This is a genomic window from Pseudoalteromonas sp. A3, assembly GCF_025942345.1.
GTDB lineage: Bacteria > Pseudomonadota > Gammaproteobacteria > Enterobacterales > Alteromonadaceae > Pseudoalteromonas > Pseudoalteromonas atlantica.
In genome coordinates, this window is the sequence record NZ_JAPCKL010000001.1 from 487,919 (window position 1) to 506,497 (window position 18,579).

Sequence of the window (18,579 nt, forward strand, 5' to 3'; positions counted from 1 at the left end):
TAGCCCTATATAATGGCCTCAGATTGACGAGGAAGTATTTTATGACCGAACATCAAAATGTAGATAACGCAGAAATAGCAAAATTTGAAGCCATTGCAGAGCGATGGTGGGACCAAGACGGAGAGTTTAAACCTCTTCACGAAATTAACCCATTACGATTAGACTTTGTGGCTAACAAAACCCAAGGCTTATTTGATAAAGAAACACTCGATGTAGGCTGTGGTGGCGGCATTCTTAGCGAAAGCATGGCACGCATGGGCGCACACGTAACCGGTATAGACATGGGGCAAGAGCCACTCACCGTAGCAAAGCTTCATAGCCTAGAAACCGGTGTAAATGTTGACTATATAAAAGTACCTGCAGAAGAATTTGCAACCCAGCACCCTGCTCGCTTTGATGTAATAACCTGTATGGAAATGCTAGAGCACGTACCTGATCCTGCTTCTATTATTCATGCAGTCGCAGAGCTTGCCAAGCCAGGGGCTGATGTGTTTTTCTCAACCCTAAATAAAACACCTAAAGCTTATTTGTTTGCTATTGTAGGTGCTGAAAAGCTGTTAAAAATGGTGCCTGAGGGCACACACGATCACAACAAATTTATCAAACCTGCACAACTTATTGCATGGGCTGAACAAGCCGGTTTAAAAGTACGTGCCAGTGCTGGCCTGGGTTACAACCCGCTTTCTAAGCAGTATTCATTAAATACAGATGTGAGTGTTAATTACATTCTTCATTTTGAGAAGTTAGCATAATGGCTAGCTCTCATACCCCCTTAACTCCTTTTGAGTACGACGCTTTCTTATTTGATTTAGATGGCACCTTGCTTGATACAGCAAACGATTTAGGTGCTGCTTTAAATGCTGTACTTAAAAGTGAAGGTGTTGCGCAAGTTACGCCTGAAGCGTATAGAAAAGTAGCGTCTAATGGCGCCGGCGCACTACTTGAACTTGGCTTTAAAGCGCAATGGGCATCGCAACCACAAACTGAACGAATAAAACAATTAGTCAGCCACTACAGCCAAAACCTAGCGACACACACCCGCTGCTTTGAAGGTATAGAATCATTACTCATAGCCCTTGAGAACCAAGGTATAAAATGGGGAATAATGACTAATAAACCCGGGTTTTTAACCGATCCATTAGTGGCTGCTATACCCGCTTTAAAAAATGCACACGTTGTGATCAGTGGCGATACCCTCACCGAGGCTAAACCATCACCTTTACCCTTACTACACTGTACAAAACTGATGAACGTAGATCCTAAGCGTTGTTTATACATAGGTGATGCTCAACGTGATATAGAAGCAGGTAAAGCCGCAGGTATGCACACAGCAACAGCGCTTTGGGGCTATATACCAAGTATTGATGAGGCCAAGGGCTGGGAAGCCGATTTTAACTGGCACAGCCCCATTGATGCCTTTAACCATATATAGTGCCATGTAAATTTTTAAACACTATATATTGTGATTGTGTTAGTTTTTATGCAAAGCTTGATGATAAAAAAAGCAGTCGAAATTTATTTTCAAAATGCGTAAATTTAGCAGATCATTAGTTGATTTTTAGCTATTTCAACTTAAATGATTGTTCGAAGGTGAGTGACTACTAACACAAATACGTTATCCCAAAGTTATCCACAAATAGGGGCAATTATGTCCCTTGCAAATCAGCTCAGACCACACTATCTTGTGATCTCTAAATTGAACAACACCAGATATTGTGGCCAAATGTTATTCAATTAAATTCGCCAATACGGTGAAACTTATAATAAATGAATACGTACCTTGCTTTAGCGAGGTATAAAGCATTGGTCAAAATACACAATTCCCAAGGAATACAGGCAAAGCTATGAACCAACAGTTATCTGTAAGCAAGCGTGACGGGCGTAAAGAGCCTTTAGATCTTGATAAGATCCATCGCGTTATTGAATGGGCCGCCGAAGGTTTAAACAACGTATCGGTTTCACAGGTTGAATTAAAGTCACACATTCAATTTTACGACGGTATTCGTACAAAAGACATTCACGAAACCATCATTAAAGCAGCAGCCGATCAAATTTCAAAAGAGTCGCCTGACTACCAGTACTTAGCTGCCCGCTTAGCTGTATTCCACTTACGTAAAAAAGCGTATGGCCAGTTTGAGCCTCCACGTTTATTTGACCATGTTACAAAAATGGTTGAAGACAAACGCTACGACGCTCACTTACTCGTTGATTACACAGAGCAAGAGCTTGATGAGCTAGATGCTTATCTTGATCATTCGCGCGATCTTAACTTTAGCTACGCAGCAGTAAAGCAGCTTGAAGGTAAATACCTGGTACAAAACCGCGTAACGGGTGAGATTTACGAAAGCGCCCAGTTTTTATATATCTTAGTGGCTGCGAGTTTATTCTCTGACTACCCGCGCGAAACGCGTATTGACTACATCAAACGTTTTTACGATGCAGTATCAACGTTTAAAATCTCTTTACCTACGCCAATTATGTCGGGTGTGCGTACACCTACGCGCCAGTTTAGCTCGTGTGTACTTATTGAATGTGGCGACAGCCTTGATTCAATTAATGCCACATCATCTGCCATTGTTAAGTACGTTTCACAACGTGCAGGTATTGGTATTAACGCCGGTCGTATTCGTGCATTAGGTAGCCATATCCGTAACGGCGAGGCGTACCACACAGGTTGTATTCCTTTTTATAAGCACTTTCAAACAGCGGTTAAAAGCTGCTCGCAAGGTGGTGTACGTGGCGGTGCTGCAACGTTATTCTACCCGCTTTGGCATTTAGAAGTAGAAAACCTACTGGTACTTAAAAATAACCGTGGTGTTGATGATAACCGTGTTCGTCATTTAGATTACGGCGTACAGTTTAATAAACTAATGTATTCTCGTTTAATTAAAGACGACTACATTACGTTATTTAGCCCATCAGATGTGCCTGGCCTTTACGATGCATTCTTTGAAGACCAAGACGAGTTTGATGCGTTATACGTAAAATACGAGCAAGACGAGTCTATTCGTAAAAAGCGTATTAAAGCGATTGAGCTTTTCTCAATGTTCGCACAAGAGCGTGCCAGCACAGGTCGTATTTATTTACAAAACGTGGATCACTGTAATACGCACAGCCCGTTTATTTCTAAAGTTGCGCCAATTCGCCAATCTAACTTATGTTTAGAAATTGCATTGCCAACTAAGCCGTTAAATAACGTAAACGATGAAGAAGGCGAAATTGCACTTTGTACGCTATCTGCATTTAACCTAGGCGCTATTGAGTCACTTGATGAACTTGAAGAGCTTGCAGAGCTTGCAGTACGTGCACTTGATAACCTACTTGATTTCCAAGACTACCCAGTACCGGCTGCACGTAATGCCACTATGGGCCGTCGTACGTTAGGAATAGGCGTAATTAACTACGCTTACTACCTTGCTAAAAATGGTAAGCGTTACTCAGATGGCAGTGCTAATGCATTGACTCACAAAACGTTTGAAGCAATTCAATACTACCTAATGAAGGCATCAAACGAGCTTGCTAAAGAGCGTGGCGCGTGTCCTAAGTTTAACGAAACAACGTACTCTCAAGGTATTATGCCAACTGATACGTACAAACGTGACTTAGATAAAATTTGTGATGAGCCACTGCACTTAGATTGGGATTCGTTACGTGCCAGCATTAAAGAGCACGGCATGCGTAACTCAACACTTAGCGCATTAATGCCTTCAGAAACATCGTCGCAAATCTCTAACGCAACTAACGGTATTGAGCCACCACGTGGTCACATTAGCGTTAAAGCAAGTAAAGACGGTATTTTAAAACAAGTAGTTCCTGAGTACGAACGCTTAAAAGATAACTACGAGCTACTGTGGGATATTCCATCAAACGATGGTTACTTACAGTTAGTGGGCATAATGCAAAAGTTTATTGACCAAACTATTTCGGCCAATACTAATTATGATCCAAACAAATACGAAGGCGGTAAAGTACCTATGAAAGTCTTATTAAAAGACTTACTAGGTGCATACAAGCTTGGTGTTAAAACACTTTACTACCATAACACCCGCGATGGCGCATCAGATGCTCAAGACGACACTCCAGAAGTGGAAGATGATGATTGTGCAGGCGGCGCGTGTAAAATTTAATAGTTAAACTTAAAGCGGGCTCTTTGCCCGCTTTGTCCTGATAGTTTTAGTGATAGTTTTTTGAGTGATAGACATGTCTTATACTACTTTTAGTCGTAACCATAATGATCAAATGCAAGAGCCAATGTTTTTTGGCCAAACCGTTAACGTTTCGCGTTACGATCAACAAAAATACCCTATTTTTGAAAAATTGATTGAAAAGCAACTTTCGTTTTTTTGGCGTCCAGAAGAAGTAGACGTAAGTAAAGACCGTTTAGACTTTCAAGCATTACCAGAGCACGAAAAGCACATATTTTTAAGTAACTTAAAATATCAAACGCTGCTTGATAGTGTACAAGGCCGCTCGCCAAACGTTGCCCTACTTCCTATTGTGTCTATTCCTGAGCTAGAAACATGGATAGAAACATGGGCATTTAGTGAAACTATTCACAGTCGCTCTTACACCCACATTATTCGTAACGTTACACAGTCACCAGAACTTATTTTTGACGACATAGTAAGTAACGAAAAAATTAGCGAACGTGCTGATGCGGTAACCACTTACTACGATGATTTAATCAATGGCGTGTCGCTCTATAACTTGTATGGCGAAGGCAAGCACGAAATTAACGGTCAAACCGTTGTGATTAGCTTATTTGATCTTAAAAAGAAACTTTACCTTGCCATGATGTCGGTAAATATTCTTGAAGCCATTCGTTTTTATGTCAGCTTTGCGTGTTCGTTTGCCTTTGCTGAGCGTGAATTAATGGAAGGTAACGCTAAAATCATCAAGCTAATCGCACGTGATGAAGCGCTTCACCTGTCGGGTACGCAGCATATTTTAAACATTATGCAAGATGGTAAAGACGACCCTGAAATGGCGATTGTTGCCGCGCAGTGCCGTGAAGAAGCCATTAAAATGTTTGTTGAAGCCGCAGAGCAAGAAAAAGAATGGGCAGAGTACTTATTCAAAGATGGCTCTATGATTGGTTTAAACAAACACATTTTATGTCAGTATGTTGAGTACATCACCAACGCACGTATGACCGCCATTGGCCTGCCTGCGCAGTTTGAAAACAACAGTAACCCAATTCCATGGATCAACTCATGGCTTGTGTCTGACAACGTGCAAGTTGCACCGCAAGAAGCAGAAATTAGCTCATACCTTGTAGGTCAAATTGACTCACAAGTAGATGCCTCAGAATTTGGTGACTTTGATTTATAATGAGTGACAAACCCACTGCAAGTATAACGCTTGCAGATAACAGCCAGTGTATAGAATTTAGCACTGGCTGCCCTTCTGTTTTACATTGCTTAGAAAACCAAAAAATAGACGTAGCGTATCAATGCCGCGAAGGCTATTGTGGCGCGTGCAGAGCCACGTTAGTCTCAGGCCAAGTGCACTATAACGAAGAGCCTTTAGCGTTTGTACGCGAGGGGGAAATACTGCTGTGCTGCTGTAAGCCAAACGGTAATATAAGTATTAATTTAAAATAAATTTACTGCGTTTTATTCAAATGCTGTGGTTCAAACCGGTAGTGCCCCGTGATTTTATAATCAAAAAGCATATCGGTTTTTTCTGCCCCGCGGCCAATGTTATGTACAATTAATGGATTGCCAGTTTGTACTGAACGCTCATTAACTACCATCCCTATATGTGGCAGGTTACCCGGTAACATCCAAGTCACTATATCACCTGTTTTATACTCTTCAGGGCTATCAGATAATACTAACGCACGACCCTGTCTTTTAAAGTAGGTTTGTAAGTTAGGCACTCTGCGGTGGTCTATATTTTTATCGGGCTTATTTAAACCCCAAATACGTTTAGATGGATACAGTGTAAAGTTATTTTGCATGTCTTCATGCACGAGTTTCTGTAAATCGATGCCTAACTTTCTGTAACTTCTAATTATTACATCGGTGCACACACCTACATTCTCAGGTACATCACCACCAGGATAGCCAATAGAGCGATAAGACCCATCGTAGGTAACGTTATGTGTTGTTCTTTCAAGTAATGAAGCCACAATATCGTCATCAAACGATGCCGCATAGGCATTTACACTAAGTAAGCTCAGTAAAAAAATAGTAAAGCGTGTCATATGCAATCCTTTGAAAATGTTAATTAACTACAACGCTTGAACCACGTGTTCAGGCACGTTTATTTTATTGCCATTATTTGTAAAGTGCTTATCAAGACCATACGCCATTACTTCAAGTGGCGCAGCTGCATAACCAACCTGCTGAATTTCGGTTAAGTAACGTAACATAAAAGCCTCGGCGCCAAGTTCACTCCATTGGGCTACGTGAACAAGTTCATGAAAATGTACAGCTAAATTATCAGCTACGTAAGGAAGCATGTAATAAGTGTTTTTGTATGTAGTACCTGCGGCATCCATGTCAATAAAATCGTCTAATCCCATTTCACGCAAAAAAGGAAAGTTAGGTTTGGGTATTTCATCGACAATAACGTAAAAGGCATTTTTTAAAAATTCGACAGGATAAAACCCTGCAAACTCACTAGCAAATTTCTCACAACTAATTCTTTGGGTTTTATATTTAATATTTGTTGCATCAATCCATTGTTCTATTTGTTCGAGCACGTCCTTTCTCCAAAATACTAACTTAACATTGTATAAGTGTTGTAAGCCAACAACTCAATTGTAACAAAAGTAAATTAACGAATCTCTTTTTTAAAATTTAAAAATGTTAATCACTCTTCGGTTTAATTTAAAGACAGCGCGTATTTGCCATGTACAGGGAGTAAGCACATAAAATAGGCGTGGTTTACCTTAAAACCAAACTCTATGCTAATAATTTCAACATAGAAAATAAACAGTTCCTAGATAGTTAGACGTCTTCTTTATACTTAAAAAACTGTTATTATTTGTAACTAAAATCGTAGCTAAAACACTTATGTATAAATTTAACCTTACATACGTGAATTTGAGTATTAACACAATGCGTTTATGTGCAAGCCTTTTACTAATTTTACTTTCTGGTACAGCTAATGCTGAAAATATAAAACCCTTTACATCAGATGGGTGTAGCTCATTCCCTGATGGGACCATACAGCATAAAAAGCTCTGGTTAGCGTGCTGCACAGCGCATGACTATGCCTATTGGCAAGGTGGCACGTACGAGGAACGATTAAAAGCAGATAAAGTATTACAGCAGTGTGTTGCTGATGTAGGCGAGATACATATAGCTAATCTCATGCTTGCTGGGGTACGTATTGGTGGAAGCCCTTTTATACCAACCACGTTTAGGTGGGGCTATGGCTGGTCTTATCCTAGGTTATATCAAGCATTAACAGCAGATGAGGTTGAGCAAATCACTGCTTTAAAAACTGAGTTAACTAAATCTGACTAAGGTCTTGTTGTAAAAAACTGACTATAAAAATAATATCAAAAGGAATTGAATCACTGTGCTTATACTACTGAACGTCGTTTTAATTTTATTTCCAACAGTAATATCTTACTTTATTGCGCGTAATTACGCTAAAACTGCGAAATCAACAAATAAAGGAGCCTATATTAGAGCAGTGCTTTGGCCTAGTGTTTTTTCGTGGACAATTTTTGCTGCTTTTGGGCACGGTGCAATCATCTTTCCCCTACCCTCAATACTCGCCGCAGTATTATATTTTTGTTTTTATGGCGAACGAGACGTCTATTATAACCCCCATGTTTTACTAAGCCCAACTATTCCAATAGCGGTTTATTTAATAAGTTATTTCAAATGCAAAAAAGCTGCCAATAAAGAGCTGACGCCCTAACCTACTGCATACTTGATAGTACGTTCTAAAATCACACATACTATTACTGTATTCCTATTAGTTATAATAACGTGAACACTATTAACTGAATATAATTGTGTAAATAACAGGTCTGGTAAATTAATAAAGCGTCATTACCAAAAATAACGAGTTTACTTATGCACCCAGATATACAAAAAAACTTTAAAATAAAACCTGCTCACATCATTTCATTCATTGTGTTTTTACTAGTTTCTATGTCTACACTAACCGCCAAAGTGTATGCCGCTGATGCTGTATGGCCTTCAAAAACCACTTACAAATATGCAAATGTAAATGGTAAAAAAAATCGTCTATCGAGAAGCTGGTACACAACATAAACAAACTATTATTTTATTACATGGTTATCCATCATCGTCACATAGCTACCGTGAACTAATTCCTCTTTGTCTGGGCGCTACCACGTAATAGCGCCTGATTATTTAGGTTCTGGTTATAACGCACGCTCAAACCCAGAAACTCAAAAATATACTTTTGATTTTCTGGCTCAATACTTGAAGAGTTACTAACAACGCTTAAAGTAAGGCGCTACGGCCTATATATACAAGACTTTGGAGCACCTGTGGGCTTTAGCATGTTGTTAAGTAACCCAATTAGACTTGATGCACTTATTGTACAAAATGGCAATGCGTATTTAGAAGGGCTAACCCTACCGAGGCAAGCGTTTTTTAAAACCGCGAATGAGCAGAAAACACAAGCTCAGAGGGATAAATTTATTCATTCACGTCTAATAAAGCCATTATAAATAAGCAATATTTATGATACGTACAAAGTAAACCAGAAGTGACGAGCCCAGATAGCTGGACTCACGTTCTTCACTTTTTACAAACCAAATCCGATAGAGTAATTCAAGTACAATTGCTACAAGATTACTACAACAACCTTCTCGACTATCCAAAATGGCAAGCTTATTTACGCAATTACCAACCCCCAACGTTAATTGTATGAGGTAAAAACGACCCTGCGTTTATAGCCGCAGGCGCTAAAGCATACTTAAAAGATGTACCGAACGCTGAACTACATTTACTCGATTCAGGACACTTTAGTGTTAAAGAAAAACCAGTAGAAATTGCAAAGTACATTGTTGATTTTATGAATAAGCTAGCTCAATAGTAAGCCTTTTCTTTTGGTTTAGTATTTATAGCGAACATAAAAAAGCACTGAGGGTATAAACCATCAGCGCTTTATTAAGCTTAAGCCAAATCCACAAGAATCACATTTAATATGGATAAGTTATGTATTTAGCCTTCTTCTTCAATAAGTGACTCTAGTAGGTCGTGTATTTCGGCTTTAAGCGCTTTATCTTCAATTTTATTAGCGCTAACCTTGGCATTTTTTAGGCTTTTAATCGCTTCGTTTGTTTGTCCAAGCTCTATTTGTAGAGTGGCCATTGAATAAGCAACCGACGACATATGATCTTTATTATTGATTGCAACCGACTTCTGTAGCGCTTTTTCATATGCGGTAATTGCCTCTTCAAGTTCTTCGGTAAAGTCAGCTAAGGTTTCCCACTGTACAGGGTGATCTTTTGAAGTATTCTCGTTTTCTTCACAAATAGCTTTGAGCCTAGAAAATAATAATTCAAACCTTTTACGGTCGTTTCTACTTGCAGCTTCCATCAGTTGCTCTGCTAAATCATGTACTGCTTTATATACTTTGGTGTTCATCATCAGGAACTATCCTTAACTGGCCACTAAACTAACTATTTAATTTAGCAAAACTACTATTTAGAGCCGTCCTAACCTTATTAGAACGGCTAATTATTTAGGTGTAATAATACATTAATAATAGATAGCGGGTTGGAATTAAAAGTGTGGTTTTAAAATTATATATAAAAAAGTAATCCACGTTAGTTACAGTGATACACTGAGAAACTAATTGATACCTAATATACTGGCTAATAATGAAAGAGTGCAACCAATGCGGTAAATGCTGTATTAAATATGGTGGGGGCGATTTAAGTGCAACCTTACAAGAAATTGAAATGTGGGCACTGTTTAACCCAGAGATTTATCAATATGTTAAAGATGATGAAATTTGGTTTGATCCAAATACACAATTGCGACTCTCCACTTGCCCCTTTTTAGAAATAGCGCCCAAAAAAGAGCCCTCCCATAAAACAATGTATACCTGCAGCATTTACCTAGATAGGCCAGAAGATTGCCGCCATTATCCAAGCCTAGTGTCAGAAATGATACGTGATGAATGCGAAATGATAGAACCTATCGATGTAAAAAACCAAACTAGAGCACAACATAAGCTTAATATAATTATGCTTGATAGCCGCTCTTAATCAGCTTATCTTATTTGCGTGGTTATTCATCGAAAAACATTAAGCTATAGTATAACATTGTTGATAAGTCAAAAATGCGGTGTTATATTATATCACAACATAGTAACCGCGAACCTTTAAGATAATGACAAAGTTAACATTAATTTCCTCTGCAGTTTTTTCTGTTTTATGTTCTCATTCAGCACTTGCTGCTACCGTTACCGGTAAAATAACAGACGATAAAAACCAACCTATTGAAAACGCAGCTGTACACGTACATGGTAAAGACCAAGGTGTAAAAACCAACGTACAGGGCGAATTTTCTATTGATGTAGACTCTCAAAGTCAATTGCATGTAAGTAAAGACAACTTTATAGACTCGCGTATTGCGGTAAATGAAAACTCAAACAATGTAACGGTGTCGCTTACCCCTACCTCGGTAGAAACCGTCGTTGTATATGCCTCTGCACTGCATAAAAATAGCTTAGAAATGATTTCGCCGGTGAGCGTTTTATCGGGTGATGAGCTTAAAAACAAATCAAAAGCGACCCTTGGCGAAACACTAAAGGGCTTACCAGGTGTTAATGCCAGTTACTTTGGTCCGGTATCATCAAGCCCTATTATCCGTGGTTTAGATGGCCCTCGCGTTAAAATTACCCAAAACGGTTTAGATGCCAGCGATGCATCGCGCATTGGCCCCGACCATGCAACCTCAAGCGACAGCTTAGCAGCGGAACAAATTGAAGTATTGCGCGGACCAAGCACCCTACTTTATGGCTCAGGCGCAATAGGTGGTGTGGTAAATGTGGTTGATAACCGTATTCCAACGAGCAATTTAGATGATTTAACCGGTGCTGCTGAATACAGCCATGACACGGTTTCTAACTCAAATACCGTGGCTGCAAAACTAGAAACAGGAAATGACGGGTTTAACTTTCATTTTGATGGGACTAAACGCAGCGGCGATGACTATGAAACGCCTACATTTAACATTACAGATGAAGATGGTGATGTTGAAACTCATAACTCTGTAGAAAACACTTTTATTGATAGCGACACATTTAATGTGGGTACGAGTTATGTGGGCGATCATTTAACGGTTGGCTTTTCTTACGGTAGCATTGAAACCGATTACGGTATTCCTGGGCATGAGCATCATGATCATGACCATGAAGGTGAAACCGAAGAAGAACACGACGAGCACGCAGATGAAGAGGAAGAAGAGTCTGTTTATGCACATCTAGAGCAAGATCGTTGGCAAGGCCTTATAAGCTATGCGCTCGATAACAACTGGATTGAAAATATTAATCTTCGTGTTGGCTACACTGATTACAAACACAGTGAAATTGAAGACGGTGAAATTGGCACCACCTTTAAAAATGAAACAACCGAAGCACGCTTAAATGTAGAGCACAAGTTAGCGCAGTGGCACGGTATGATGGGCTATCATTATAGCGAATCGGACTACGACGCAATTGGCGAAGAAGCATTTACTCCTGCAAGTGTGACCACTACACATGCGTTATATCTACTTGAAGAACGTGAATTTGGTGATGTTACACTAGAGCTTGGTGCGCGTATTGAAGATTACGAAATAACAAGCACAATTACCGAAAGCGAGCACGCACATGATCACGATGAAGAAGAAGATCATGACGAAGGCGAAGAAGAAAGCATTGCATACAGTGAAAGCTTTACTAATGTAAGCGCCTCTGCCGGTGCTATTTGGCAATACACACCAGGGCAAAGCGTAGCACTTAGCTTATCTCACTCTGAGCGTGCGCCCCTTTCTGCTGAGCTTTTATCAAACGGATTACACATTGCTACAGGTACTTACGAGCTAGGCCTTGGCTATCATATTGAAGATAACGAGGTTCACTTTGAGCCAGAAGACATTAAACAAGAAAAATCGACCAATTTAGATTTTAGCTTTAGACGTTTTAGCGGTGACTTTGGTTACACAGTTAACTTTTTCTATAACGATATTAAAAACTTTTATTATCAACAAAATACTGGATTAGTTTACGACGAAGAAGATGGTTTAGAGTCTGCAATTGGCGCTCATGATGATGCGGTTGCCGTATATCAATTTGCCAGCAAAGATGCTGAACTCTACGGTGTAGAATTTGATGTACACTATCAAATTGTCCCTAATGCCATGGTTAAAGTATTTGGTGATTCAACACGCGCTAAGCTAAAAGACGACGAAGGTAACTTGCCGCGCATACCAGCAAATAAATTAGGATCTGAATTACAATACAATGTAGGCGATTTACAACTAACACTCACAGGTACGCACTACTTTGAGCAAGATAATATTAGCGCCTATGAAACTAAAACCGATGGCTACACAATTGTTGATGCTCAAGCTAATTATCAGTTAAGTTTAGGCGCTATAGATACGCAGCTATACTTAAATGTAGATAACATTACAGACGAACTTGGCTTTGTTCACAGCTCGTTTATAAAAGATAAAGCCCCACTGCCAGGTAGAAACTTCCGCTTTGGTATTAGAGGTTATTTTTAATAACGCTTTGGCATTTATTTAGTTACTTTTAAAGCCGCATTTTATATGCGGTTTTTTTATGCCTACTCATTTAATTAACTAGGTTATTTACTTGTTGTAATAGCGTTTGTAGCGCAGGTAGCAACACGTTTATCTATCCCTAAAATAACTCACTTAATTATGCGGATAGGCCTAAATTATTAACGTTTTTAAAGCTTGGTATAAAACCACAAGACACAAAAAAGCCGCGGTCAAGACCACGGCTTTTTAAATACTGACTTAATAACTAAATTAAGAAAGGATTTCGTGTAGCTCAACGTCGAATACAAGCGTTGAGAAAGGTGCAATTGCAGCACCTGCGCCACGTTCACCATAAGCAAGCTCATGAGGAACGTAAATACGCCATTTAGTGCCTACTGGCATCATTTGTAAAGCTTCAGTCCAACCTTTGATCACGCCACCTACTGGGAATTCAGCTGGTTGACCGCGCTCGTAAGAGCTATCAAATACTGTACCGTTAATTAATGTACCGTGGTAATCAACACGTACTGTAGACTCAGCAGTTGGCTTTTCGCCTTCGCCTGTTGCTAGTACTTCGTATTGTAAACCAGACTCGGTAACAGTGATTTCAGGACGCTTAGCGTTTTCTTCTAAGAATGCAATACCTTCAGCAGAAAGTACTTTTGCTTCTTCTTCACGACGCGCTTGGATCTCTTCGTTAATTTTTTCAAATGCAGCTTGGATCTCAGGGATCTCAACTTGAAAAGCGCTACCAGCGTACGCATCTTTCATGCCTTCAAATACTGAATTTAGGTTTAAGCCTTCAAAAGGGTTAGACTTAAGTTGCTCACCCATTTGTAAGCCAATACCGTAACTTGCTTTTTCAGCATCTGTAGTAAAATTATCTGACATAATGTGTTTTTCACGTTTTGTTAGTTAAAAGACGCGTACATGCTAACATAAAATAAAACCGGTTTGGGGCTAGTTTTTACTGTGTTTTACCTTAATTTTGCCAACTATGTAGCTACAAAGGGGTAAACTGAATAAAAATCCAACAAGCAATGGCCACGCTAGTAAACCGCCACTGCCAAACAGCACCAATGGCACTAATACTAAACCAACTAAAGCAATAAAAGCTGCGCCAATGACAGGCCAATGCGTATCGTATTTAGTAATAAGATGCGCAGTTAATACGTTAAAGCCAATACCATACACAAAGGCGGTGATAAACGTTGCGTCTGGTTGTGCATCTGCTGCCATTTTTATTAATAAATTAATCGCGCTTTGATAACAGTAGCCAAATACAATCCACAGTAGTACATGCTTTACTAAGCGTTGCGATGTTGTAAGGTTTGCTTCTTTTGACATTTATTAAACTCCACAAAGCAAAAAACCGCCCATAAGGCGGTTTTTTTAAATAATGGTGGAGAGATAGGGATTTGAACCCTAGATAGGCTACAAACCTATGCCGGTTTTCAAGACCGGTGCATTCGACCACTCTGCCATCTCTCCGTACGGCGCGAATAATAGGGGGTATTGAGCAACTTGTAAAGACCTAAATGTAAATAATTAGCTAAAAACAGCATTTGGTTCAAAAAACCACCACAAATAGCTAAAAACCTAGGTTGCGCGTTACCCTATTAATAATATTGCTTTGGTCTGCGTGCAATCCACGAACAAATTAAGCACAGTAATAAACTGAGTGCTAAAAATGTAACGCTTTGAAATATTAAATCAAAACGGTTTAAATCATCACTTGGTACTACCACAAATAAAAATGCAGGTAATACACTAAGCAATAACACATAAAAACAAATTTTAAAGGCCCGACCAAAATCAAACCTTTTAGACTGCTGCATCCACCAGGTTAATAAAACAAGCATTCCCATAGCAGAGCCAGCTATAAAATGTGCAGTATTCGTGCTCATTGCCACATAAAGTGTAATAAAAGCACCCACTATTCCCCAAATTGACCATGCCAGCCAATTCTCTTTTTCTTGTAAAAATAAATTTCCCATCGTTTTCGTCTTCTTTATCGTTATTTTTATTAAGACTTTCCATACTTTAACAAAAAACAACCGATTAAAAAACAAACTGAAGAAGAAAAAGTTAACCTATATTGCTTCCGTGCACTTCTCACAGCTAAATCAAAAAAGGACGAGCCTAACAGCAGCAACCTTAATGCTTTATGACTGCGCAGAACTGCAATAGTTCATTATTTATTATAAATAAGTGAAGTAATCATCTGGTTTATGCTTAGCTGCCTTTTTGCACTCAATCTCTGGGGTGCCTAAATATAAATACCCAACAATTTCATCTTGTTCATCTAAATTAAGGGCATTTTTTACCGCTGTGCTCTGTGCAAAATACCCTGTACGCCATACACCACCTAAACCTTGTGCAAATGCGGCTTGTTGCATGGCAAGTACACTGCAACCGGCGCTTTGTACTTGCTCAATACGCGGCACTTTTGGATGGGCTTGATACTTAGCAATAGCAATAATGATCATCGGTGCGCGCAGCACAAGCTCTTTTGCGCGTTTAATCACTTTTTCTTCTTGCTGCTCAGCAACGGCGCTTTGATGGTATATCTCACCTAATTTATGGCGGGCATCACCTTGAACGACAATAAACTGCCAAGGCGCAATGCATCCGTGATCAGGCACCCGTAACGCGGCTTGCTTTATAATATCGAGCTGCTCTGAATTTGGCCCTGGGGCGGTTAATTTAGCGTCAGATTGGCGGGTTAGTAAAAGCTCAATAGCATCCATAGCGTACTCTCATAATTCAAAACGTTAGAGTACCATTTATGCCTTTAAAAAATAAACTCTGCTTAATTATCAATTTTATTAAAACCCTACTTACTTCTCTCGTATAAAAGCGCCATTACTGCGTAAACAATATTCATGTACCACTGTATAAATCCGATAGAGGCGCTATGCGTTTAACACACGTTACAAACAAAAAGGGCGTATAAAAAATATTTATACGCCCTTTTTAAACCAATTTGTTTGCTACTCTTTTACTACTGCACGCCTGAGCCAATAATCAACACTAACAAAGCGACCGCCACCTACAAAAAACAAGCTAAGTAACATGGCAAAATAAATAGCAGAAAATTCAATACCGTTATTTATTATGGAAGGTTTACCTTTTTCATATAAGTAATCAGTAAATCCGTGCTCTTCAACTATGCCCCTAATTTTACCTATACGTTCTTGTACTTCTAGTGAGTTTTCAAGGCTTTCTTTAGCCCCTGGAATTGATAACCAATCAAGTACTTGAGCTGAACTGGTTGTAGGGTTTGATGGCGCTATAGCAAACCAACCATTATGCCAATGTACTGTTGTTGCTGCTACAACCATTGTAAACATCAGCGGAATGCTTACTAAGCGGGTAAATAGCCCAAAGAGTAAAAACCACCCACCTAAAAATTCACTCCAGCCTGCTAAAAAGGCAAGTAAGTCTGGAAATGGTAAGCCTAAACCCCATCCACTATTGCCAAACCATTGCACAACGCTTGCATCAGCAAGAAAATAGCTAAAAAAGCCGTCAGTTTCTCCACTTAGGGCTAATTTATTAAAGCCCGCAATAATCATTACGGGGGCTAAAATTAAGCGAAAAAGTAACGCAGGTAATCCGTCGGCATACGATAGATTACCCATGATTTTATTATACAAACGAAATAATTTACTCATGTGTGGCCTGCTTTGTCAGTGTATTAAGTTATGGACTCTATACACACAAGACCTGAGGGTACTGTAAATTATTTCATTTTATTAACACTGTTAAATGGCTCTGGCCACTTGAAGCGCTTCAAAAATTGCACGCTTTGCATCAATTGCTGCTGCTAATTTAGCGCCACCAATAACATGTACCTTTGCATTGTCACGGTGTTGCTCAAGCACTTCATTATTAGAAACCTGCCCTATACACGCAATAACCGTATCAACCGGCAGTACTTGTTTTTCTCCAGCAACAGTAACTGTAAGGCCGTTTTTATCAAAACTGTGGTACTGGCAATCAGCAATTTGTTTAACACCATGTTGCTTAGCAACTTGACGATGTATCCAACCTGTGGTTTTTCCAAGCCCGCTACCAAAGCGCCCTGCACTGCGTTTTAGCATGTATAATTGTCGCTCATCTTTGTGCGGCTCTGCCTCGCACTCAATACCCCACTGCTTTTTAAACTCAGGAATAGATTGCGACTTGTGCTCACTTAAAAAAGCAACCATATCAAAGCCAATACCGCCGGCACCTAAAATGGCTATTGATTTGCCCAGTTCGACCTCACCGCGTATAACTTCATCATAAGCAAATACACGCTTAGAGTCTGCGCATTCAATTGCAGCTTCACGCGGGCGTACACCTGTGGCAAATACGATGTCATCGTATTTTTGTAACATTGCATCATCGTAGGCTTTACCAAGTTCTACATTTACGTTGAGCCTTTCAAGTTCATTAGTAAAATAGCTAAGCGTATGATTAAAGTCTTCTTTACCTGGAATTTGCATGGCTAGATTAAATTGGCCACCCATTTGTGTTTTTTGATCGATAAGCGTTACTGTGTGCCCTTTTTCAGCCAAATAACAACTTGCCGAAAGCCCAGCAGGGCCCGCTCCAACAACTAATACATTTTTAGCTTTAGAAGCTTTATCTAACGGGTAATCAAGTTCAAAGGCGGCTTGTGGATTAACTAAACAAGTTGCACGTTTATTTTTAAAAACGTGGTCTAAACAGCCTTGGTTACAGCCAATACAAATATTTATTTGTTTAGTTTGCTGATTTTGATATTTGTTAAAAAACTCCGGATCGGCCAATAAAGGGCGCGCCATTGAAATTAAATCGGCTTCATTATCATTAAGGATTTGGTTGGCTATATCCGGCGTATTAATACGGTTTACAGCTATAACAGGTACATTCACCACTGACTTTAATCGTTTTGAAGCTTCTTTAAATGCTCCAGGAGGCACCATACTGGCGATTGTTGGCACGCGTGCTTCATGCCACCCAATGCCAGTATTAAAAATATCCACACCGGCTTGCTCAAGTGCTTTTGCCTGAATAGTGACTTCATCAGGGGTTGAGCCATTCGGGATTAGGTCCATAACAGATAATCTAAAAATAATTAAAAACGTATCAGATACTTTAGCCCTAACGGCTTTAACTATTTCAAGCGCTAATCGCATTCTATTTTCTAGGCTGCCACCAAATTCGTCATCGCGCTTATTGGTGTGTGGCGCCATAAATTCATTAATTAAGTAACCTTCAGAGCCCATTACTTCAACACCATCGTAACCTGCTTTTTCTGCCATATAGGCAGAGTTCGCAAAGTCTTTAATGGTTTTTTTAATCGAGCCTAACGACATTTGTTTAGGTTTGTATGGATTTATAGGCGCTTGAATAGCGCTCGGGGCCTGGTTAAACGGATGATAAGCGTATCGACCAGCATGTAAAAGCTGCAAACATATTTTTCCGCCATGTTTATGAACGGCGCCTGTGTATGCACGGTGTTTAAATACATCATAATAACTGTTAAATGATGAAGAAATAGGCGTTAATTTACCGCGCAAGTTAGGGCTGTATCCCCCGGTAATGATCATGGCCGTGCCGCCTTTAGCGCGCGCCTCGTAAAAAGCGCTTAACCTTTTACGGTTGTGCCAGCCCTCTTCAAGGCCTGTATGCATTGAGCCCATTACCAAGCGGTTTCGTAATTGTGTGTGTTTTAATTGTAATTGTTGTTCTAACATCCTGTGCCCCGTTAACTGGTCTAACCTGTATACATTAGCTAATTCTGCTTTAATGGCAAGTAATAAGCAATATGTGCCTGCATTTAATTAAAAATACTATTAAAAACGTATATTTATGTAACCTCATAAAC

Annotated in this window: 19 protein-coding genes and 1 tRNA gene; 10 read left to right on the forward strand and 10 right to left on the reverse strand. The window is 39.6% G+C overall.

Annotated features, from left to right (window positions below):
- Positions 1-41 precede the first annotated feature (41 nt).
- From ubiG to yfaE, 5 genes are all read left to right on the forward strand, one after another.
- Positions 42-752: a bifunctional 2-polyprenyl-6-hydroxyphenol methylase/3-demethylubiquinol 3-O-methyltransferase UbiG gene (ubiG, locus tag OIZ54_RS02200; RefSeq protein WP_004587866.1), complete on the forward strand. Its 711-nt coding sequence runs from the start codon at positions 42-44 to the stop codon at positions 750-752.
- The gene (locus OIZ54_RS02205; protein WP_264389581.1) at positions 752-1,432 is read left to right on the forward strand and encodes an HAD family hydrolase; all 681 of its coding nucleotides are present in this window, start codon (positions 752-754) and stop codon (positions 1,430-1,432) included. Before ubiG ends, OIZ54_RS02205 begins: the two co-directional genes overlap by 1 nt.
- A 412-nt stretch (positions 1,433-1,844) precedes the next feature.
- Positions 1,845-4,127: a class 1a ribonucleoside-diphosphate reductase subunit alpha gene (nrdA, locus tag OIZ54_RS02210; protein ID WP_024034091.1), complete on the forward strand. Its 2,283-nt coding sequence runs from the start codon at positions 1,845-1,847 to the stop codon at positions 4,125-4,127.
- A gap of 73 nt (positions 4,128-4,200) precedes the next feature.
- Entirely contained in the window at positions 4,201-5,331 is a 1,131-nt protein-coding gene (gene nrdB / locus OIZ54_RS02215; RefSeq protein WP_004587863.1) for a class Ia ribonucleoside-diphosphate reductase subunit beta, read from the forward strand.
- The gene (yfaE, locus tag OIZ54_RS02220; RefSeq protein ID WP_004587862.1) at positions 5,331-5,603 is read left to right on the forward strand and encodes a class I ribonucleotide reductase maintenance protein YfaE; all 273 of its coding nucleotides are present in this window, start codon (positions 5,331-5,333) and stop codon (positions 5,601-5,603) included. Before nrdB ends, yfaE begins: the two co-directional genes overlap by 1 nt.
- Before the next feature lie 2 nt (positions 5,604-5,605).
- On the opposite strand, the gene OIZ54_RS02225 is transcribed toward yfaE, so the two are convergent.
- Together OIZ54_RS02225 and OIZ54_RS02230 are read right to left on the reverse strand one after the other, a co-directional pair.
- Positions 5,606-6,208: a DUF1287 domain-containing protein gene (locus tag OIZ54_RS02225; protein ID WP_264389582.1), complete on the reverse strand. Its 603-nt coding sequence runs from the start codon at positions 6,206-6,208 to the stop codon at positions 5,606-5,608.
- A gap of 27 nt (positions 6,209-6,235) precedes the next feature.
- A complete protein-coding gene (locus OIZ54_RS02230; protein WP_096041805.1) occupies positions 6,236-6,709 on the reverse strand; it encodes a hypothetical protein in 474 nt (157 codons plus the stop codon).
- 343 nt (positions 6,710-7,052) lie between these two features.
- Here OIZ54_RS02230 and OIZ54_RS02235 point away from each other — a divergent pair, with 343 nt between their 5' ends.
- From OIZ54_RS02235 to OIZ54_RS02245, 3 genes are all read left to right on the forward strand, one after another.
- Positions 7,053-7,478, forward strand: coding sequence for a hypothetical protein (locus OIZ54_RS02235; RefSeq protein ID WP_371370186.1), 426 nt, complete (start codon positions 7,053-7,055; stop codon positions 7,476-7,478).
- A gap of 561 nt (positions 7,479-8,039) precedes the next feature.
- A complete protein-coding gene (locus tag OIZ54_RS02240; protein WP_248442468.1) occupies positions 8,040-8,240 on the forward strand; it encodes a hypothetical protein in 201 nt (66 codons plus the stop codon).
- A gap of 254 nt (positions 8,241-8,494) precedes the next feature.
- The gene (locus OIZ54_RS02245; RefSeq protein ID WP_264389583.1) at positions 8,495-8,665 is read left to right on the forward strand and encodes a hypothetical protein; all 171 of its coding nucleotides are present in this window, start codon (positions 8,495-8,497) and stop codon (positions 8,663-8,665) included.
- A 496-nt stretch (positions 8,666-9,161) separates the two neighbouring features.
- Here the strand turns inward: OIZ54_RS02245 and OIZ54_RS02250 are convergent, their stop codons facing one another.
- The gene (locus OIZ54_RS02250; RefSeq protein WP_096041807.1) at positions 9,162-9,590 is read right to left on the reverse strand and encodes a tetratricopeptide repeat protein; all 429 of its coding nucleotides are present in this window, start codon (positions 9,588-9,590) and stop codon (positions 9,162-9,164) included.
- Positions 9,591-9,823: 233 nt separating this feature from the next.
- Here OIZ54_RS02250 and OIZ54_RS02255 point away from each other — a divergent pair, with 233 nt between their 5' ends.
- Positions 9,824-10,213 carry a YkgJ family cysteine cluster protein gene (locus OIZ54_RS02255; protein ID WP_096041808.1) on the forward strand — a complete coding sequence of 130 codons (390 nt, stop codon included), beginning with the start codon at positions 9,824-9,826 and terminating at the stop codon, positions 10,211-10,213.
- 124 nt (positions 10,214-10,337) lie between these two features.
- Complete coding sequence (locus tag OIZ54_RS02260) at positions 10,338-12,719, forward strand: TonB-dependent receptor (RefSeq protein ID WP_264389584.1); 2,382 nt, start codon at positions 10,338-10,340, stop codon at positions 12,717-12,719.
- Between the two features lie 270 nt (positions 12,720-12,989).
- Here OIZ54_RS02260 and OIZ54_RS02265 read toward each other — a convergent pair whose 3' ends face one another.
- The 7 genes from OIZ54_RS02265 to OIZ54_RS02295 all read right to left on the reverse strand — a co-directional run bounded on the left by OIZ54_RS02265 (position 12,990) and on the right by OIZ54_RS02295 (position 18,448).
- The gene (locus OIZ54_RS02265) at positions 12,990-13,610 is read right to left on the reverse strand and encodes an FKBP-type peptidyl-prolyl cis-trans isomerase (RefSeq protein ID WP_004587856.1); all 621 of its coding nucleotides are present in this window, start codon (positions 13,608-13,610) and stop codon (positions 12,990-12,992) included.
- Between the two features lie 69 nt (positions 13,611-13,679).
- Complete coding sequence (locus OIZ54_RS02270) at positions 13,680-14,066, reverse strand: hypothetical protein (protein ID WP_064385463.1); 387 nt, start codon at positions 14,064-14,066, stop codon at positions 13,680-13,682.
- 53 nt (positions 14,067-14,119) lie between these two features.
- A tRNA-Ser gene (locus tag OIZ54_RS02275) sits at positions 14,120-14,210 on the reverse strand.
- A 128-nt stretch (positions 14,211-14,338) separates the two neighbouring features.
- Positions 14,339-14,716: a hypothetical protein gene (locus OIZ54_RS02280; RefSeq protein WP_024034084.1), complete on the reverse strand. Its 378-nt coding sequence runs from the start codon at positions 14,714-14,716 to the stop codon at positions 14,339-14,341.
- A 204-nt stretch (positions 14,717-14,920) separates the two neighbouring features.
- Positions 14,921-15,469 (reverse strand): NAD(P)H nitroreductase, encoded by a 549-nt coding sequence (locus tag OIZ54_RS02285; RefSeq protein ID WP_004587853.1) that lies wholly within the window; start codon positions 15,467-15,469, stop codon positions 14,921-14,923.
- Between the two features lie 243 nt (positions 15,470-15,712).
- Positions 15,713-16,396: a DoxX family protein gene (locus OIZ54_RS02290; RefSeq protein WP_264389585.1), complete on the reverse strand. Its 684-nt coding sequence runs from the start codon at positions 16,394-16,396 to the stop codon at positions 15,713-15,715.
- 90 nt (positions 16,397-16,486) lie between these two features.
- Complete coding sequence (locus OIZ54_RS02295; protein WP_064385464.1) at positions 16,487-18,448, reverse strand: FAD-dependent oxidoreductase; 1,962 nt, start codon at positions 18,446-18,448, stop codon at positions 16,487-16,489.
- Positions 18,449-18,579 lie beyond the last annotated feature (131 nt).

Bases quoted from the DNA above. Each gene is read 5' to 3' on its own strand.
- OIZ54_RS02270 (WP_064385463.1), bottom strand. From the start codon at position 14,066: ATGTCAAAAGAAGCAAACCTTACAACATCGCAACGCTTAGTAAAGCAT.
- OIZ54_RS02290 (WP_264389585.1), bottom strand. From the start codon at position 16,396: ATGAGTAAATTATTTCGTTTGTATAATAAAATCATGGGTAATCTATCG.
- OIZ54_RS02225 (WP_264389582.1), bottom strand. From the start codon at position 6,208: ATGACACGCTTTACTATTTTTTTACTGAGCTTACTTAGTGTAAATGCC.
- OIZ54_RS02245 (WP_264389583.1), top strand. From the start codon at position 8,495: ATGTTGTTAAGTAACCCAATTAGACTTGATGCACTTATTGTACAAAAT.
- yfaE (WP_004587862.1), top strand. From the start codon at position 5,331: ATGAGTGACAAACCCACTGCAAGTATAACGCTTGCAGATAACAGCCAG.
- OIZ54_RS02265 (WP_004587856.1), bottom strand. From the start codon at position 13,610: ATGTCAGATAATTTTACTACAGATGCTGAAAAAGCAAGTTACGGTATT.
- OIZ54_RS02295 (WP_064385464.1), bottom strand. From the start codon at position 18,448: ATGTTAGAACAACAATTACAATTAAAACACACACAATTACGAAACCGC.
- nrdB (WP_004587863.1), top strand. From the start codon at position 4,201: ATGTCTTATACTACTTTTAGTCGTAACCATAATGATCAAATGCAAGAG.
- OIZ54_RS02205 (WP_264389581.1), top strand. From the start codon at position 752: ATGGCTAGCTCTCATACCCCCTTAACTCCTTTTGAGTACGACGCTTTC.
- nrdA (WP_024034091.1), top strand. From the start codon at position 1,845: ATGAACCAACAGTTATCTGTAAGCAAGCGTGACGGGCGTAAAGAGCCT.
- OIZ54_RS02255 (WP_096041808.1), top strand. From the start codon at position 9,824: ATGAAAGAGTGCAACCAATGCGGTAAATGCTGTATTAAATATGGTGGG.
- OIZ54_RS02240 (WP_248442468.1), top strand. From the start codon at position 8,040: ATGCACCCAGATATACAAAAAAACTTTAAAATAAAACCTGCTCACATC.
- ubiG (WP_004587866.1), top strand. From the start codon at position 42: ATGACCGAACATCAAAATGTAGATAACGCAGAAATAGCAAAATTTGAA.
- OIZ54_RS02250 (WP_096041807.1), bottom strand. From the start codon at position 9,590: ATGATGAACACCAAAGTATATAAAGCAGTACATGATTTAGCAGAGCAA.
- OIZ54_RS02280 (WP_024034084.1), bottom strand. From the start codon at position 14,716: ATGGGAAATTTATTTTTACAAGAAAAAGAGAATTGGCTGGCATGGTCA.
- OIZ54_RS02260 (WP_264389584.1), top strand. From the start codon at position 10,338: ATGACAAAGTTAACATTAATTTCCTCTGCAGTTTTTTCTGTTTTATGT.
- OIZ54_RS02285 (WP_004587853.1), bottom strand. From the start codon at position 15,469: ATGGATGCTATTGAGCTTTTACTAACCCGCCAATCTGACGCTAAATTA.